Genomic DNA, 16,753 nt, shown 5'->3' with positions numbered 1-16,753 from the left:
GGGGGGGGGGTGAGCCCGGGGGGTGGGCCAGGCCGTCCCACGGTGCGTGGGCACGGCCTGTGGGGCGGCCGGGTCTCGACCCGGCCGCCCCGCTGGTCAGTTGTGCGTCGTGCGTTACGCCTTGGGGATCTCCTGCTCGGCCGTGAGGGTGCCGTCGGTGACCTTGTAGCTCCAGATCACGACGTTCTCCTCGGCGACGTCGCCCTTGTCGTCGAAGGCGTAGTCCTTCGTCAGGCCCTTGCCGGTGTAGCCGTCGACGAACTCCTCCATGGCCTTGCGGTCACGGGCACCGTCCTTGATGCCGGCGAGGAAGATCGTCATGACGTCGAAGCCCTCGGCGGCGTAGGCGCCGGGCGCCTCGCCGAACTCGGCCTCGTAGTCGGCGCCGAAGGTGCCCTCGGCCTTGTCGGCCGGGAGGCACGGGCAGGTGACGATGGCGCCCTCGGCGGCGTCACCGGCGGCCTTGGGGAAGTCGGCGCCGTAGAGGCCGTCACCACCCACGAAGGTCGCGGTCACACCGGCGTCGCGGAGCTGCTTCAGGAACGGGCCCGCCTCGGCGGCGTACCCGGCGTAGAAGACGGCGTCGGGCTTGGCCGACTCGATCTTCGAGACGACGGCGGAGAACTCGGTCTGGCCCTCCTGGGTCTTGTCACTGTCGACGACCAGGTCGCCCAGCTCGTCCTTGACCTTGGTGGCCAGGGGCTCGCCGTAGGTGGTCGAGTCGTCGACGACGAAGACCTTCTTGGCGCCCGCGACGTCGCGCAGGTAGCGGCCGATGGCCGCACCCTGGACCTCGTCGTAGCCGATGACGCGGTGGAACACCGCGGCCGGCTCCTCGGTGGTGAGGTCGGTGGCCGTGGCGGACTGGCTGATCATGGTCAGGCCGGCGTCGTCGAAGGTGGCCTTCGTCGCGCGGGTCTCACCGGAGAAGGCGCCACCCATGACGCCGATGAAGGTCTCGTCCGTGGCCATCTTGGTCGCAGCCGGCGTGGCCTTGGCCGGGTCGCCCTCGGTGTCGAACTCCTCGAGGGAGATCTCGCAGTCGTCGTTGTCCGCGGACCACTGCTTCAGGGCCAGCTTGGCACCGTTGACCGAGGGCAGCACGACGCTGGCGTTGCTGCCGCTGAGGGCACCCATCACGCCGATGTTGAAGGCGCAGTCGTCCCCGCCACCCGCACCCGGCTTGTCATCGTCGGTCGTTCCACAAGCAGAAACGGCCAGGGCCAGCGTTACGACCACTGCTCCCAGCCCGAATCGTGTGTTTCGCCTCAAGACATCTACCTCTCGTCAGGACCTCGGCCGACTACCGAGGACGCAGAGTTGTCGGAGGACGGCATCCCGACGGTGCCGGTGCCTCCGGTGCGGAAACGTACACCCGGGAGCACCCTCCTGTAAGGAACTTGCGCGAAGGCTGCCGAATCATCACCGATCCGTTATCGAGCGCCGCTCAGCCGTCGCCGGCGCCGGTGACGCCCGGACCGTGCTCCACGACGCCTTCCGCCACCTGCCGCATGGAGAGACGAAGATCCATCGCCGTCTTCTGGATCCAGCGGAAGGCTTCCGGTTCGGACAGGCTCAGCTGCTTCTGCAGGACACCCTTGGCGCGGTCGACCGCCTTGCGCGTCTCGAGGCGCTCGGTGAGGTCGGCGACCTCGGCCTCCAGCATGCTGAGCTCGGCGAAGCGGCTGACCGCCATCTCGATCGCCGGGAGCAGATCGGTCTTGGAGAACGGCTTGACGAGGTAGGCCATCGCGCCGGCGTCGCGGGCCCGCTCGACGAGGTCGCGCTGGGAGAACGCCGTGAGGATGACGACCGGGGCGATCCGCTTGCCGGCGATGGCCTCCGCCGCGGCGATGCCGTCGAGCACGGGCATCTTCACGTCGAGGATGACCAGGTCGGGGCGGTGCTCCTCGGCGAGCTCGATCGCCCGGGCCCCGTCACCGGCCTGGCCGACCACGGAGTAGCCCTCCTCGGTGAGCATCTCCGCGAGGTCCATGCGGATCAGCGTCTCGTCCTCCGCGATGACGACGGTGCGGTGCGCGGTGGCGTGGTCGGTGGCAGGCTCGGTCACGACGCCAGGCTAGTCGGGCGCCCGCTCCCCCGGCGCCCCCGGCTCAGGAACCGGTCGCCCCGCTCGCGGCGACCTGACCGCCGTACGGCTGGGGGGTGAGGGCGGCGAGGTAGAGCTCCACCTCGGCCTGCTCCAGGCGCCGGCGGCTGCACAGCGTCGTGGCCGTCCGGGCGTTCTCCACGGCACGCGCGTTGCTCCGCGCGGCCCACTCCCAGGGCATCCACATGGCCTGACCTCCGATACCGGGACTCGTGGCATCAAAGTACAGTTAGTCAGTCGACTTTGTCCAGAGAGGGTGCGGCGCGCACGTGTAGGTAGGGTGACGCTGCCCAGCCGGGTTGGCGGAATCGGTATACGCAATGGTCTCAAACACCATCGTCCGAAAGGACATGTGGGTTCAAGTCCCACACCCGGCACGGTGTCGGCGGCGCCTCTCACCATGACGGGGTGCCCCACATCCGATCGCAACACACCGTGGACAGCGCACTGCGCGCGTCGGACGCCGGCGTCCCCGACGCCGACAACGCCGCCCAGCACGGCGTGGCGATCAAGACCGTCCGGCGGTGGCGCCGCGACTATCAACGCCGCGGCCTGCCGCGCGGACAGACGCATTGCGCCGTGCCGTGTCCACGGTGTGACAACGCCCCCCTCGACCATGCTCCGTACGCCGAGCTGCTCGGCTGGTACCTCGGCGACGGTCATCTCAGCCGAGGTCGTCGCGGGATCTTCAACCTTCACGTCTTCAACGACAAGCGCTACGAGGAGAACAACGCGCGCATCCTGTCGCTCATGGCCCAGGTCAAACCTGGGGGACGCCCCCACGTGCGTCACGTGACGGGCTGCCTGATCCTCACGGTCTCCTGGAAGCACTGGCCGTGCCTCTTCCCCCAGCACGGTCCCGGCCTCAAGCACTCACGACCGATCATCCTCGAAGACTGGCAGCGCGCCGTCGTCGAGGACCACCCGGCGGCGTTCCTGCGCGGACTGTTCCACTCCGACGGCAGCCGGTTCGTCAATCGGGTCCGTCGGCCGGTTGCGGGTGCCATGAAGTACTACGCCTACCCGCGCTGGCAGTTCACCAACTACTCCGACGACATCCGCGAGCTGTGCTGCTGGGCGCTCGACCTCGCGGACGTGCCGTGGCGGCAGTCCAACGCGCGCACCATCAGCGTGTCGACGCGCGCCGGGGTGGCGCGCCTGGACGCGCTCATCGGGCTGAAGCGCTGACCTCAGACCTGGCGCTTGTAGGCCGGGGCCACCTCGTTGATGGCGTCGCCCATCCGGTGGATGCGCAGGGCGTTGGTCGAGCCGGGGATGCCCGGAGGGGCGCCGGCGATGATGACGACGAGGTCACCCTCCTCGACGCGGCCGATCTGCAGCAGCTGCTCGTCGACCTGGCGCACCATCTCGTCGGTGTGGTCGACCGAGGACGTCTTGAAGGTCTCGACGCCCCACGACAGCGACAGCTGCGAGCGGACGCGTGCCTCGGGCGTGAACGCCAGCACCGGGATCGGCCCGCGCAGGCGCGACATGCGGCGCGCGGAGTCCCCCGACTGGGTGAACGCCACGAGGTACTTGGCCCCGATGCGCTCGGCGACCTCCTGGGCCGCCTTGGCGATCACGCCGCCACGGGTGTGCGGGTCCCAGGTGATGCGCTCGATGCGGCCGAACTCCTGGGGCTCCAGGGCATGGGTCTCGGTGGCCGTGATGATGCGCGCCATGGTCTCCACGACGTGGATGGGGTGCTCCCCCACGCTCGTCTCACCCGAGAGCATCACCGCGTCGGCGCCGTCGAGCACGGCGTTGGCCACGTCGCTGGTCTCGGCGCGCGTGGGCGACGGGCTGGTGATCATCGACTCCAGCATCTGGGTGGCCACGATGACGGGCTTGGCGTTGCGCCGCGCCTTCTCGATGATCTGCTTCTGCAGGAACGGCACGTCCTCGAGCGGGCACTCCACGCCGAGGTCGCCGCGGGCCACCATGAAGCCGTCGAAGGCACCCACGATCTCGTCGAGGTTGTCGATCGCCTGCGGCTTCTCGATCTTGGCGATGATCGGCAGGTGCACGCCGACCTCGTCCATCACGCGGCGTACGTCGTCGGCGTCCGCCGCGCTGCGCACGAAGCTCAGGGCGATGAAGTCGACGCTGAGGCTCAGCGCGAAGCGGAGGTCCTCGATGTCCTTCTCGGACAGGGCCGGCACGGAGACGGCCACGCCGGGCAGGTTGATCCCCTTGTTGTTGCTCACCTTGCCGCCGGTGAGCACCTCGGTCGTGACGTCGGTGTCGTCGACACCGGTCACCCGCAGGCGCACCTTGCCGTCGTCGATGAGGATCGGGTCGCCGATGTTGACGTCGCCCGGCAGCCCCTTGTACGTCGTCCCGCAGATGGTGGCGTCACCCGGCACGTCGCGCGTCGTGATCGTCCACTGCTGCCCGCGGCGCAGCACGACCGGGCCGTCGTCGAACGTCTCGAGGCGGATCTTGGGGCCCTGCAGGTCGGCGAAGATGCCGACCCCGTGACCGCTCGCGTCCGCGGCCTCGCGCACTAGGCGGTAGGCCTCCGCATGGTCCTCGTGGCTGCCGTGGCTCATGTTCAGCCGGGCGACGTCCATGCCGGCGTAGACGAGCTCACGGATACGTCGTTCGGAGTTGGTGGCAGGGCCGAGGGTGCACACGATCTTTGCTCTTCGCACGGCACGAGCCTACCGGGTCTTTGATCGATAAAACCAACGCTCGCGTCGGCACTCCCGACCTCGGGCGGTCCGTTGACGTGGCGATGTCCGCACGTCAGGATGCCCTTGACGCGCTCGGGTGGGCCGAGGCGCGTCACCTGAGACGCTCCTGGTGGGCCGGGGGGATCCACCAGGAGCGTCGTCCGTCCTCGGAGCGGCGGGCGCGTCAGACGACGAGCGGCCGCGCGGTCGGCGGGATCGGCGCGGGCAGCGTCGTCGAGCCGGTGAGGAAGGTGTCGACCGCGGCGGCCGCGGCGCGGCCCTCGGCGATGGCCCACACGATCAGCGACTGCCCGCGGCCGGCGTCGCCGGCCACGAACACGCCGGGCAGCGAGCTCATGTAGGAGCCGTCGCGCGCGACGTTGCCGCGCGCGTCCAGGTCGACGCCGAGCTGCTCGACGAGCCCCGGCTTCTCCGGTCCGACGAAGCCCATCGCGAAGAGCACCAGCTCGGCCGGGATCTCGCGCTCGGTGCCCTCGATCTCGGTGAGCTTGCCACCCTCGAAGACCACGTCGACCAGTCGCAGCGCCCGGACGTTGCCGTCCTCGTCGCCCAGGAACTCCTGCGTGGACACGGCGTAGACCCGCTCCCCCGCCTCCTCGTGGGCCGAGGAGACCTTGAAGGTCATCGGGTACGTCGGCCACGGCTGTCCCGCCGGGCGCTCGGTCGGGGGCTCGGGCATGATCTCGAGCTGCGTGATCGAGGCGGCACCCTGGCGGGTCGACGTGCCGAGGCAGTCGGCGCCGGTGTCGCCGCCGCCGATGATCACCACGTGCTTGCCGTCGGCGCGGATCTGGCCCTGGACGGACTCGCCCAGCGCGACCCGGTTGGCCTGCGGCAGGAAGTCCATCGCCTGGTGGATCCCGCCCAGCTCGCGGCCAGGGACCGGCAGGTCGCGCGCCACGGTGGAGCCCATGGCCAGCACGACGGCGTCGTAGCGCTCGCGCAGCGAGTCCCCGGTGAGGTCCTCGCCGCCGACGTCGACGCCGGCCCGGAAGACCGTGCCCTCACGCTTCATCTGCTCGACGCGCCGGTCGAGGTGCTTCTTCTCCATCTTGAACTCGGGGATGCCGTAGCGCAGCAGCCCGCCGACCTTGTCGGCGCGCTCGTAGACCGCCACCGTGTGACCGGCGCGGGTCAGCTGCTGGGCCGCGGCCAGCCCGGCGGGGCCGGAGCCGATGACGGCGACCGTGCGCCCGGAGAGCCACTCGGGAGGCTGGGGCCGGACGAAGCCCGACTCCCACGCCTTGTCGATGATCGAGACCTCGACGTTCTTGATGGTCACCGGGTCCTGGTTGATGCCCAGGACGCAGGCGGTCTCGCACGGCGCCGGGCACAGCCGCCCGGTGAACTCCGGGAAGTTGTTGGTCGCGTGGAGGCGGTCGATCGCGCCCTCCCAGTCGTCGCGCCAGACCAGGTCGTTCCACTCCGGGATGATGTTGCCCAGCGGGCAGCCCTGGTGGCAGAACGGGATGCCGCAGTCCATGCAGCGACCGGCCTGCTCGGTGATGATCGGCAGCAGCGAGCGGCCCATCCCACCGGGGTAGACCTCGTTCCAGTCGTGGACGCGCTCCTCGACCGGTCGCCGCTGCGCGACCTCGCGCCCGACCTTCAGGAACCCCTTCGGGTCAGCCATGGAGTGCCTCCATCATCTTGTGCGCGATCTCGTTCTCGTCCAGCCCGTCGGCCTCGGCCCTCGCCTTGGCCTCCAGCACCACGCGGTAGTCGCGGGGCATCACCTCGGTGAAGCGCGTCAGCGCGCTCGGCCAGTCGGCCAGCAGCTCCTCGGCGACCGGCGACCCGGTCTCCTCGAGGTGCCCGCGGACCATCTGCTCGAGCTCGCGGGCGGCCTCGCCCGTGACCGGGCCCAGCTCCACGAGCTCGCGGTTGACGCGGAACTCCTTGAGGTCCAGGACCCAGGCGATGCCGCCGGACATCCCGGCGCCGAAGTTGCGCCCGGTCTTGCCGAGCACGGCGACCCGGCCCCCGGTCATGTACTCGCAGCCGTGGTCGCCCACGCCCTCGGTGACCAGCCAGGCGCCGGAGTTGCGGACGGCGAAGCGCTCGCCGACCCCGCCACGCAGGAAGATCTGGCCGCTGGTGGCGCCGTAGGCGATCGTGTTGCCGGCGATGATCTGCTCGTTGCTGTTGAACGTCGCCGCGCGGTCGGGCCGCACCACGATCCGTCCGCCGGAGAGGCCCTTGCCGACGTAGTCGTTGGCGTCGCCCTCGAGCCGCAGCGTCATCCCCCGCGGCACGAAGGCGCCGAAGGACTGGCCCGCCGAGCCGATGAAGGTGAGGTCGATGGTGCCGTCGGGCAGCCCCTCGCCGCCGTACTTCTTGGTGACCTCGTGGCCCAGGATCGTGCCGACCGTGCGGTGGACGTTGCGGATCGCGACCTGGGCGCGCACCGGCTCGCCGTGCTGGAGCGCCGGCTGCGCCAGCGGCACCAGCTCGGTGAGGTCCAGGGAGCGGTCCAGGCCGTGGTCCTGGGTCTTGGTGTTGCGCAGGTCCTGCCCGGGGAACGCGCTCGTGTCGGGCGCGTGCAGGATCGGGCGCAGGTCGAGGCCCGAGGCCTTCCAGTGCTCCACCGCCTCGACCGTGTCGAGTGAGCCCACCTGGCCGATGGCCTCCTCGATGCTGCGGAAGCCGAGCTCGGCGAGGATCTCGCGGACCTCCTCGGCGATGTAGGTGAAGAAGTTGACGATGTACTCGGCCTTGCCGGAGAAGCGCTCGCGCAGGACGGGGTTCTGCGTGGCGACGCCCACGGGACAGGTGTCGAGGTGGCAGACCCGCATGAGGATGCAGCCCGACACCACGAGCGGTGCCGTCGCGAAGCCGAACTCCTCGGCGCCCAGCAGGGCGGCCACGACCACGTCGCGCCCGGTCTTGAGCTGGCCGTCGGCCTGCACCACGATCCGGTCGCGCAGGCCGTTGAGCAGCAGCGTCTGCTGGGTCTCGGCCAGCCCCAGCTCCCACGGCCCGCCCGCGTGCTTGAGCGAGGTGAGCGGGGAGGCGCCGGTGCCGCCGTCGTGGCCGGAGATGAGCACCACGTCGGCGTGCGCCTTGGAGACGCCGGCCGCGACCGTGCCGACGCCGACCTCGGAGACCAGCTTGACGTGCACGCGGGCCGACGGGTTGGCGTTCTTGAGGTCGTGGATCAGCTGCGCCAGGTCCTCGATGGAGTAGATGTCGTGGTGCGGCGGCGGGCTGATCAGCCCCACGCCCGGCGTGGAGTGCCGGGTCTTGGCCACCCACGGGTAGACCTTGTTGCCGGGCAGCTGCCCGCCCTCGCCGGGCTTGGCGCCCTGCGCCATCTTGATCTGGATGTCGTCGGCGTTGGTGAGGTACTCCGAGGTGACGCCGAAGCGGCCCGAGGCGACCTGCTTGATCGAGCTGCGCCGCTCGGGGTCGTAGAGCCGGTCGGAGTCCTCCCCGCCCTCACCGGTGTTGGACTTGGCGCCCAGCCGGTTCATGGCGATCGCCAGGGTCTCGTGGGCCTCCTGGCTGATCGAGCCGTAGGACATGGCGCCCGTCGAGAAGCGCTTGACGATCGCCGAGACCGGCTCGACCTCGTCGATCGGGACCGGCGCGCGGCCGGTGCCCTCGGCGTCCTTGAAGCGGAACAGTCCGCGCAGCGTCATCAGCCGGCTCGACTGGTCGTCGACCGCGGCGGTGTACTGCTTGAAGACGTCGTAGCGACCGGCGCGCGTGGCGTGCTGGAGGCGGAAGACCGTGTCGGGGTCGAAGAGGTGCGGCTCGCCGTCGCGGCGCCACTGGTACTCGCCACCGGTCGCGAGCTCGCGGTGCCCGGGCAGGATCCCACCGCGGGGGTACGCCGTGGCGTGGCGACGGGAGACCTCCTCGGCGATCGTGTCGAGACCGAGACCGCCCAGCTTGGACGTCGTGCCGGTGAAGTAGCGGTCGACGAGCTCCTCGGAGAGCCCGACGGCCTCGAAGATCTGGGCGCCGGTGTAGGAGGCGACCGTGGAGACGCCCATCTTGGACATCACCTTGAGCACGCCCTTGCCCAGCGCCTTCACCAGGTGGGCGACGGCCTGCTCGGGCTCGACCTTGACGTAGTAGCCCTCGCGGGCCAGGTCCTCGACGGACTCCATGGCGAGGTAGGGGTTGACCGCGGCGGCGCCGTAGCCGACCAGGAGCGCCACGTGGTGGACCTCGCGCACGTCGCCGGCCTCGACCAGCAGCCCCACCTGGGTGCGGGTCTTCTCGCGCACGAGGTGGTGGTGGACCGCGGAGGTGAGCAGCAGCGACGGGATCGGCGCCAGCTCGGCGGTCGAGTGGCGGTCGGAGAGCACGATGATGCGCGCGCCCTCGGCGATCGCCTGGGAGACCTCGGCGCAGATCTCGCCGATCCGGTGCGCGAGCGCCCCGCCCCCGCCCTCGACCTCGTAGAGGCCGCGGGCGACGTGGGTGATGAAGCCGGGCATGTCGCCGTCACGGTTGATGTGGCGGATCTTGGCGAGGTCGTCGTTGGAGATCACCGGGAACGGCAGGACCACCTGGCGGCACGACGCGGGCGTCGGGTCGAGCAGGTTGGCCTCGGGCCCGATGGTGCCGTTGAGGGAGGTGACGAGCTCCTCGCGGATCGCGTCCAGCGGCGGGTTGGTGACCTGGGCGAACAGCTGGCTGAAGTAGTCGAACAGCAGCCGCGGCTTGTCGCTGAGCGCCGCGATCGGGGTGTCGGTGCCCATGGAGCCGAGGGTCTCGCCGCCGGTGTTGGCCATCGGCGAGAGCAGGACGCGCAGCTCCTCCTCGGTGTAGCCGAAGATCTGCTGGCGGCGCGTGACCGAGGCGTGCGTGTGGATGATGTGCTCGCGCTCGGGGATGTCGTTGAGGTGGATCAGCCCGGCGTGCAGCCACTCGCCGTAGGGGTGCTCCGAGGCCAGCTCGGACTTGATCTCCTCGTCCTCGATGATCCGGTGCTCGTCGGTGTCGACGAGGAACATCCGGCCCGGCTGCAGCCGGCCCTTGCGGACGATCGTGGCCGGGTCGAGGTCCAGGACGCCGACCTCGGAGGCCAGGACGACCAGGCCGTCGTCGGTGACCCAGTAGCGCGACGGGCGCAGCCCGTTGCGGTCGAGCACCGCGCCGATCTGGGAGCCGTCGGTGAAGACCACGCACGCGGGGCCGTCCCACGGCTCCATCAGCGCGGAGTGGAAGGAGTAGAAGTCGCGGCGGCGCTGGTCCATCTCGGTGTGGTTCTCCCAGGCCTCCGGGATCATCATCAGCACCGAGTGCGGCAGCGAGCGCCCGCCCATGTGGAGCAGCTCCAGCACCTCGTCGAACGACGCCGAGTCGGACGCGCCGGTGGTGACGACCGGGAAGATCCGGTCGAGGTCGCCCGGGATCAGGTCGGAGGACAGCAGCGCCTCACGGGCGCGCATCCAGTTGCGGTTGCCCATGACGGTGTTGATCTCGCCGTTGTGGGCGATGAACCGGAACGGGTGGGACAGCGGCCAGCTCGGGAAGGTGTTGGTGGAGAACCGCGAGTGGACCACCGCGAGGGCCGAGGCCACCCGCTCGTCGCGCAGGTCGGGGTAGAAGCTGTCGAGCTGCTCGGTGGTGAGCATGCCCTTGTAGGCCAGCGTCCGCGACGACAGCGACGGGAAGTAGACGTCCGCGTCGCGCTCGGCGCGCTTGCGCAGGCAGTAGGCCATCCGCTCGAGCGACATGCCGGTGACGCGCTGGCGGGCGCCGGCCACGAAGAGCTGCTGGAAGGCCGGCATCACGCCGAGCGCCGTGGCGCCCAGGACCGAGGGGTCGGTCGGGACGTCGCGCCAGCCGAGGACGGCGAGGCCCTCCTCCGTGGCGATCCGCTCGACGACGGCGCGGGTCTCGGCCACGCGGGCGTCGTCGCCCTGCAGGAACGCCGTGCCGACGGCGTAGGCGTTGGCCGGCGGGAGGTCGAAGTCGACGACGGCGCGCAGGAACGCGTCGGGCACCTGCATCAGGATGCCGGCGCCGTCACCCGAGTTGGGCTCGGCGCCCGCGGCACCGCGGTGCTCGAGGTTGCGCAGGGCGGTCAGTGCCTTCGCCACGATGTCGTGGCTGGCCTCCCCGGTGAGGGTCGCCACGAACGCGACGCCACAGGCGTCCTTCTCGTGGCGAGGGTCGTAGAGACCCTGGGGCGGCGGGAACGCGTGCGAGTAGGGCACTGAGTTCTCCCGTCGTCGTCGTGCGCAGGTGGCTTCGGGCTGACCCTGGACCACTCTGCACGGTTGAGCGCAAGGGACGACGTTGGCCCACGCGGCGGAGACGTCAGATTACCACCCGGTTACGGCGTCGTGGCAGTCGAGGACCGTCCATGGGACGGTCAGCCCGTGGTCTCCTTGGGCGACTTCTCGACCTCGTCCCCGCTCGGCTCGGGCTCGTCGACCTCGTCCACGGTCTCGACCGTCTCATCTGTCGGACCGCGGCCGTCCTGCCACACGGTCTCCTCACGGCCGGGACGGCGGCGCAGGCTGAGCAGGAAGTACGCCGCCGCGGCGACGAACAGGATGATCGAGACCCACACGTTGAAGCGCAGCCCGCCCACGTTGTTGAGCTCGACGGTGTCGATGCGCAGGTCCTCGATCCAGGCGCGCCCGGCCGTGTAGGCCATGACGTAGAGGGCCAGGACGCGCCCGTGGCCCAGGCGGAAGCGGCGGTCGGCCCAGACCACCAGCGCGAAGGCGGCGAGGTTCCAGAGGAACTCGTAGAGGTAGGTCGGGTGGAAGGTCGTGCCCGTCGGGAAGGTGAGCCCCGACGGCCAGTTGGACGGGTCGATCTCCAGACCCCACGGCAGGTCGGTGGGCCGCCCGTAGAGCTCCTGGTTGAACCAGTTGCCCCACCGGCCGATGGCCTGCGCGACGAGCACGCCCGGCGCCATGGCGTCGAGGACGGGCAGCAGCTTGATGCCCTTGCGGCGTGCCGCGATGACCACGCCGAGGGCGCCCAGCGCGACGCCGCCCCAGATGCCCAGGCCGCCCCGCCACACGTAGAGCGCCTCGATGGGGTGGTCGCCCTTCCCGAAGTAGAGGCCGCTGTCGGTGGCGACGTGGTAGAGCCGGGCGCCGACGAGCCCGAAGGGCACCGCCCAGATCGCGAGGTCCTGGACGTCGCCGGGCCGGCCGCCGCGGGCCACCCAGCGGCGCTCGCCGATCCAGATCGCGACGATGATGCCGAGGATGATCGACAGCGCGTAGCCGCGGATCGGCACGGGTCCCAGGTGCCACACCCCCGACGACGGGCTGGGGATCGAGAGGGCGGTGATCGCCGTGAGCGACACGTCAGTTCTCCTTGGCGAGCAGGGTGTGGATGTCGGCGGCGTACTCCGCCTGGGTGGTCTCCTGGTCCCAGTAGACCGGAGCCTCGTCGGCGCTGTCGACCGCGGTGACCTGGGTGCTGTGCCCGCCGAGGTCGTAGCCGCCCGTGGGCAGCAGCTTCCCGTCGTTGACGTAGACCGCCAGCGGCTTGCCGACCTCGATGATCGTGTCGATGTCGCCGGTGAGGCCGAGGAAGGCGGGGTCGTAGCGCTCGAGGTACTGGTGCAGCGCCTTCGGGGTGTCGCGGGTGGGGTCCGTCGTCACGAACACCACGTCGACCTGCTCGCGGTCGGTGTCGTCGAGGCGGTTCATCGCGCCGGCGAGGGCGCCCATCACCTGCTGGCAGATGTCGGGGCAGTGGGAGTAGCCGAAGAAGACCAGGGTGAGCCGCTTGTCGGTGTCGGCGGCCAGGGAGTACGGCGCACCGTCGGTGTCGGTGAGCGCGATGTCGGGCACTTGGTAGGGGTTCTCCAGGGTGCTGCCGGAGAACTCCGACGGCTCGTCCCCGCCGCAGGCGGTGAGCACGAGCAGCAGCAGGACGAGCGGGAGCAGGACGAGCTTGCTACGCACGCCTCACTCCGGCGGCGAGGTCCTCGGTGAGGGCCGCGAGCGCGCGCAGGCCCGCGGCCCGGTCGTCCTGGTCGAGGAGCGCGCGGACGAACGCCGAGCCGACGATCACCCCGTCGGCGTACGACGCCACCTCGGCCGCCTGGTCGCCGTTGCTCACGCCGAGACCGACCCCGACCGGCAGGTCGGTCGTCTGGCGGGTGCGGGCGACGAGCGGGCCGGCGAGGTCGCTGGTGGTGGTGCGCGCGCCGGTGACGCCCATGACGGCGGTGGCGTAGACGAAGCCGCGACAGGCGGCGGTGGTCATCGCGACCCGCGCGTCGGTCGAGGACGGGGCGACCAGGAAGACCTTGTCGAGGTCGTGCTCGTCGGCGGCCGCGATCCACTCCGGCGCGCTGTCGGGCGTCAGGTCGGGCGTGATCAGGCCCGCTCCCCCGGCGCTGGCGAGGTCCGCGGCGAAGCGCGGGACGCCGTAGCGCTCGACGGGGTTCCAGTAGGTCATGACCAGGGTGGGCACCCCGGTCGCGGCGACCGCCTCGACCGTGCGGAGCACGTCGCGGGTGCGGACGCCGCCCTCGAGCGCGTGCTGCGCGGCGGCCTGGATCGTCGGGCCGTCCATGACCGGGTCGCTGTAGGGCAGGCCGATCTCGATGACGTCGCAGCCCGAGTCGACCAGGCAGCGCAACGCGTCGATGCCGCCGTCGACGTCGGGGTAGCCGGCCGGCAGATAGCCGACGAGCGCCGCGCGGCCGTCGGCGCGGGCCTTCTCGAAGGCGGTGGCAGAGGTGTTGCTCATGCGGGGTCCCCGGCGAAAGCGGAGCGCAGCGAGCATTTCGTGGGGGTGTTCACAGGTCGAACCACTCCATGGCGGTCTCCATGTCCTTGTCGCCGCGGCCGCTGAGGTTGATCAGCACCGTGGCGTCGGGGCCCTTCTCCTCGCCGAGCCGCTTCGCGACGTCCAGGGCCCCCGCGATCGCGTGGGCGGACTCGATGGCCGGGATGATCCCCTCGGTGCGGCTCAGCAGCGAGAGCGCGTCCATCGCCTGGGCGTCGGTGATCGGCAGGTAGGTCACGCGGCCGGTCTTGGCGAGGTGGGCGTGCTGGGGGCCGACACCGGGGTAGTCGAGGCCCGCGGAGATGGAGTGGGACTCGATGGTCTGGCCGTCCTCGTCCTGCAGGACGTAGGTGCGCGCGCCGTGCAGCACGCCGCTGTCGGCCGCGTGGATGGTCGCGGCGTGACGGCCGGTCTCGACCCCGTCGCCGCCGGGCTCGAAGCCGTAGATGGCCACGTCCTCGTCGTCCAGGAACGCCTGGTAGAGCCCGATCGCGTTGGACCCGCCGCCCACGCACGCCGCGATCGCGTCCGGCAGCACGCCGTACTGCTCGAGGCACTGTGCACGCGCCTCGTCGCCGATGCCGCGCGCGAAGTCGCGGACCATGCTGGGGAACGGGTGCGGCCCGGCGGCGGTGCCGAAGAGGTAGGCCGTGTGGTCGACGGTCGAGACCCACTCGCGCAGCGCCTCGTTGATCGCGTCCTTGAGCGTCGCGCTGCCGCCGTCGACGGACACGACCTTGGCGCCGAGCAGGTTCATCCGCGCGACGTTGAGCGCCTGGCGCTTCACGTCGACCGCGCCCATGTAGACGGTGCACTCCATGCCGAAGTAGGCGGCCGCCGTGGCGCTCGCGACGCCGTGCTGACCGGCGCCGGTCTCCGCGATGACCCGCTTCTTTCCCATGCGCTGGGTCAGCAGCGCCTGGCCGAGCACGTTGCGGATCTTGTGGGCGCCGGTGTGGTTGAGGTCCTCGCGCTTGAGCAGGATGCGGGCGCCCACCTTGTCGGAGAGCCGGCGCGCCTCGTAGAGCCGGCTCGGCGTGCCGGCGTAGTCGCGGCAGATGGCCTCGAAGCTCGCCACGAACGCCGGGTCGGCCATCGCGTCCTGCCAGGCCTCGGTGAGCTCGTCCAGCGCGGCGACGAGCGCCTCGGGCATGAAGCGGCCGCCGAAGTCGCCGAACCAGCCGCGCTCGTCGGCGTCGTAGCTCGAGGCGCGTGCGGGGGCGTGCGGTGTGCTGGTCATGCCTGGACTCCTGTCATCGCGGCGACCGCCTGGCGCGGCGCCCCGTCCTTCACGAGCGCCTCGCCGACGAGCACCGCACGGGCGCCCTCGCTCACGAACCGCTGGACGTCCTGCTCCCCCGTGATCCCGGACTCCGCCACGAGCACGCGGTCGGAGGGCACCAGCGGCGCCAGGCGGGAGAACGTGCCGTCGTCGACGGCGAGGGTCTTGAGGTTGCGGGCGTTGACGCCGACGAGCTCGGCGCCCAGCGCCACCGCCCGCTCGGTCTCGGCCTCATCGTGCACCTCGACGAGCACGGTGAGACCGAGCTCGCGCGCCTCGTCGTGGAGGCGGTGCAGGGTGTCGTCGTCGAGGGCGGCCACGATGAGGAGCACCAGGTCGGCGCCGGCCGCACGGGCCTCGACCACCTGGTAGCTGGTCACCACGAAGTCCTTGCGCAGCAGCGGGGTGTCGACCGCGGCGCGGACGGCGCGCAGGTCGGCGAGGCTGCCGCCGAAGCGGCGCTGCTCGGTCAGCACGCTGATCGCGGCGGCTCCCCCGGCGGCGTACTCCCGGGCGAGCGAGGCCGGGTCGGGGATGTCGGCGAGGTCACCCTTGCTGGGGCTGCGGCGCTTGACCTCGGCGATGACGCTCGAGCCGGGCGCGCGGAAGTGCGGCATCGGGTCGCGCACGGGGTCGGCGTCCGCGAGGGCGGCGCGCAGGTCGGCGAGCGGCAGCGCGGCCTCCCGCTCCGCGAGGTCGGTCCGCACACCGGCGACGATGTCGTCGAGCACGGACATGACTCCTCCTCCAGATCGGACCGGCGATGCGTACCTCTGAGTCTGACACGCGACGTACTAGGGTCCTGCCAGCGGTCACCCAGGACCGGTCACGATCGAAGGGATCCCCATGAGCTACGGACAGCCTCCGCCGCCCCCGCCGCCCCCCGAGGGCCCCCAGTACGGCGCGCCGCCGCCGGGCTACGGCGGTCAGCCGCAGAAGAACTCCGCCATGGCCATCACCGGCCTGGTGCTCGGCATCATCGGCGTCATCCCCTGCTTCTGGAGCTGCTTCGTCTTCGCCATCGGCGGCACCGTCTTCGGCCTGCTCGGCAAGAAGGACGTGCGCGAGTCGCAGGGCGCCAAGAAGGGCGCGGCCCTCGCTCAGTGGGGCTTCATCCTGGGCCTCGTCGGCATCGCCCTGGGCATCCTGTTCTGGGTGCTGGTGGCGGCCGACGTCATCCAGGTCAACAGCAACGGCTCGTTCGACAGCTGATCCGCCCGCCGGCACCGGGACGCCTCAGGGCGTCCCGGCCGGCGTGGTCAGGGTGCGAGCCAGGACCCGGAGAGGTTCCGCACCACCGTGAACACCGCGACGAGCGCGAGCGCCGTCAGGCTCACCCGGGTCACCAGCGCCATCGACACCCGGCGCGTGTGGCCGCGCCAGCGGTCGAGCGTCCACACCGCCAGGCCGGCGAGGATGAACGGCAGCGCGACGACGAACGCCAGGTTGCTCGACGCGGCGTCGGCGAGCTGGAGGTTGCTCAGGTCGTTGACCGCGCGCAAGCCCCCGCAGCCGGGGCAGTAGAAGCCCATCGCGGCGCTCGGGCAGAACCCCCACGTCCCCGCGGAGTGCGGGTCTCGCAGGTGCAGGGCCACCGTCAGGGCCCCGATGGTGCCGATCGTCGCCACCGGCGCGGCCAGGCGCTGCCACCGCGAGCGCGGCGGCGTGACTCGGGCGGGGGCGTGGGGCGCCATCGGCGGGTGGGTCAACGCGTCGACCCGTGCAGGCCCATCTTGGCCATGACCGCGAACAGCAGGCCGGCGCCCAGGGTGATCGCGACACCGACCCAGAAGATGGCGTAGCTGATCGGGTCCAGCATCAGTCCGATGGCCCCGACGACGAAGCCGACCAGTCCGACGACCACAGCCGTCCAGGCGGCCGGTGTGTTGCCGTGGTTGTCAGACATGCGGGGCTCCTCGCGGTGCGGTTCAGGGCGGA

The 16,753-nt window shown here is 71.1% G+C and carries 15 protein-coding genes and 1 tRNA gene; 3 read left to right on the top strand and 13 right to left on the bottom strand.

What is annotated here, in order from left to right; translation table 11 throughout:
* Positions 1–114: 114 nt before the first annotated feature.
* From E4622_RS04525 to E4622_RS04515, 3 genes are all read right to left on the bottom strand, one after another.
* Positions 115–1,137 (bottom strand): branched-chain amino acid ABC transporter substrate-binding protein, encoded by a 1,023-nt coding sequence (locus E4622_RS04525; RefSeq protein WP_209021777.1) that lies wholly within the window; start codon positions 1,135–1,137, stop codon positions 115–117.
* Between the two features lie 310 nt (positions 1,138–1,447).
* Positions 1,448–1,996: a response regulator gene (locus tag E4622_RS04520; protein WP_245155923.1), complete on the bottom strand. Its 549-nt coding sequence runs from the start codon at positions 1,994–1,996 to the stop codon at positions 1,448–1,450.
* Between the two features lie 118 nt (positions 1,997–2,114).
* The gene (locus E4622_RS04515) at positions 2,115–2,297 is read right to left on the bottom strand and encodes a hypothetical protein (RefSeq protein ID WP_134738851.1); all 183 of its coding nucleotides are present in this window, start codon (positions 2,295–2,297) and stop codon (positions 2,115–2,117) included.
* A gap of 106 nt (positions 2,298–2,403) precedes the next feature.
* Between E4622_RS04515 and E4622_RS04510 the strand changes: the two genes are divergently transcribed.
* Positions 2,404–2,487 (top strand) — tRNA-Leu (locus E4622_RS04510).
* 58 nt (positions 2,488–2,545) lie between these two features.
* Positions 2,546–3,298, top strand: coding sequence for a transcriptional regulator (locus E4622_RS04505; RefSeq protein WP_245155880.1), 753 nt, complete (start codon positions 2,546–2,548; stop codon positions 3,296–3,298).
* Positions 3,299–3,300: 2 nt separating this feature from the next.
* On the opposite strand, the gene pyk is transcribed toward E4622_RS04505, so the two are convergent.
* The 8 genes from pyk to trpC all read right to left on the bottom strand — a co-directional run bounded on the left by pyk (position 3,301) and on the right by trpC (position 15,552).
* On the bottom strand, positions 3,301–4,764 hold the full coding sequence (gene pyk, locus E4622_RS04500; RefSeq protein WP_134738849.1) for a pyruvate kinase: 1,464 nt from the start codon (positions 4,762–4,764) through the stop codon (positions 3,301–3,303).
* A gap of 205 nt (positions 4,765–4,969) precedes the next feature.
* Entirely contained in the window at positions 4,970–6,439 is a 1,470-nt protein-coding gene (locus E4622_RS04495) for a glutamate synthase subunit beta (RefSeq protein WP_134738848.1), read from the bottom strand.
* Complete coding sequence (gene gltB, locus E4622_RS04490) at positions 6,432–10,982, bottom strand: glutamate synthase large subunit (RefSeq protein WP_134738847.1); 4,551 nt, start codon at positions 10,980–10,982, stop codon at positions 6,432–6,434. Before gltB ends, E4622_RS04495 begins: the two co-directional genes overlap by 8 nt.
* A 158-nt stretch (positions 10,983–11,140) precedes the next feature.
* Positions 11,141–12,094 (bottom strand): prolipoprotein diacylglyceryl transferase, encoded by a 954-nt coding sequence (gene lgt / locus E4622_RS04485; protein WP_245155879.1) that lies wholly within the window; start codon positions 12,092–12,094, stop codon positions 11,141–11,143.
* A 1-nt stretch (position 12,095) separates the two neighbouring features.
* Positions 12,096–12,701, bottom strand: a complete 606-nt coding sequence (locus tag E4622_RS04480) for an SCO family protein (RefSeq protein ID WP_134738846.1) — start codon at positions 12,699–12,701, stop codon at positions 12,096–12,098.
* The gene (trpA, locus tag E4622_RS04475; RefSeq protein WP_134738845.1) at positions 12,694–13,494 is read right to left on the bottom strand and encodes a tryptophan synthase subunit alpha; all 801 of its coding nucleotides are present in this window, start codon (positions 13,492–13,494) and stop codon (positions 12,694–12,696) included. Before trpA ends, E4622_RS04480 begins: the two co-directional genes overlap by 8 nt.
* 49 nt (positions 13,495–13,543) lie before the next feature.
* A complete protein-coding gene (gene trpB / locus E4622_RS04470; RefSeq protein WP_134738844.1) occupies positions 13,544–14,773 on the bottom strand; it encodes a tryptophan synthase subunit beta in 1,230 nt (409 codons plus the stop codon).
* Positions 14,770–15,552 (bottom strand): indole-3-glycerol phosphate synthase TrpC, encoded by a 783-nt coding sequence (trpC, locus tag E4622_RS04465; protein WP_134738843.1) that lies wholly within the window; start codon positions 15,550–15,552, stop codon positions 14,770–14,772. The genes trpB and trpC overlap by 4 nt, the downstream gene beginning before the upstream one ends.
* Positions 15,553–15,661: 109 nt before the next feature.
* On the opposite strand from trpC, the gene E4622_RS04460 reads away from it, so the two are divergent.
* Positions 15,662–16,027: a DUF4190 domain-containing protein gene (locus E4622_RS04460; protein WP_134738842.1), complete on the top strand. Its 366-nt coding sequence runs from the start codon at positions 15,662–15,664 to the stop codon at positions 16,025–16,027.
* A gap of 47 nt (positions 16,028–16,074) precedes the next feature.
* On the opposite strand, the gene E4622_RS04455 is transcribed toward E4622_RS04460, so the two are convergent.
* Together E4622_RS04455 and E4622_RS04450 are read right to left on the bottom strand one after the other, a co-directional pair.
* On the bottom strand, positions 16,075–16,509 hold the full coding sequence (locus E4622_RS04455) for a DUF2752 domain-containing protein (RefSeq protein WP_134738841.1): 435 nt from the start codon (positions 16,507–16,509) through the stop codon (positions 16,075–16,077).
* A gap of 11 nt (positions 16,510–16,520) precedes the next feature.
* On the bottom strand, positions 16,521–16,721 hold the full coding sequence (locus tag E4622_RS04450; RefSeq protein ID WP_134738840.1) for an HGxxPAAW family protein: 201 nt from the start codon (positions 16,719–16,721) through the stop codon (positions 16,521–16,523).
* Positions 16,722–16,753 lie beyond the last annotated feature (32 nt).

Origin of the sequence: Nocardioides sp. 503, from assembly GCF_004522095.1 — a bacterium.
Taxonomy (GTDB): domain Bacteria; phylum Actinomycetota; class Actinomycetes; order Propionibacteriales; family Nocardioidaceae; genus Nocardioides.
Note: the sequence above shows the minus strand (reverse complement) of the source record. Positions and strands in the feature narration are given on the sequence as shown.

Bases quoted from the DNA above. Each gene is read 5' to 3' on its own strand.
- E4622_RS04525 (WP_209021777.1), bottom strand. From the start codon at position 1,137: ATGGGTGCCCTCAGCGGCAGCAACGCCAGCGTCGTGCTGCCCTCGGTC.
- E4622_RS04520 (WP_245155923.1), bottom strand. From the start codon at position 1,996: ATGGACCTCGCGGAGATGCTCACCGAGGAGGGCTACTCCGTGGTCGGC.
- E4622_RS04515 (WP_134738851.1), bottom strand. From the start codon at position 2,297: ATGTGGATGCCCTGGGAGTGGGCCGCGCGGAGCAACGCGCGTGCCGTG.
- E4622_RS04495 (WP_134738848.1), bottom strand. From the start codon at position 6,439: ATGGCTGACCCGAAGGGGTTCCTGAAGGTCGGGCGCGAGGTCGCGCAG.
- trpA (WP_134738845.1), bottom strand. From the start codon at position 13,494: ATGAGCAACACCTCTGCCACCGCCTTCGAGAAGGCCCGCGCCGACGGC.
- trpB (WP_134738844.1), bottom strand. From the start codon at position 14,773: ATGACCAGCACACCGCACGCCCCCGCACGCGCCTCGAGCTACGACGCC.
- trpC (WP_134738843.1), bottom strand. From the start codon at position 15,552: ATGTCCGTGCTCGACGACATCGTCGCCGGTGTGCGGACCGACCTCGCG.
- E4622_RS04460 (WP_134738842.1), top strand. From the start codon at position 15,662: ATGAGCTACGGACAGCCTCCGCCGCCCCCGCCGCCCCCCGAGGGCCCC.
- E4622_RS04455 (WP_134738841.1), bottom strand. From the start codon at position 16,509: ATGGCGCCCCACGCCCCCGCCCGAGTCACGCCGCCGCGCTCGCGGTGG.
- E4622_RS04450 (WP_134738840.1), bottom strand. From the start codon at position 16,721: ATGTCTGACAACCACGGCAACACACCGGCCGCCTGGACGGCTGTGGTC.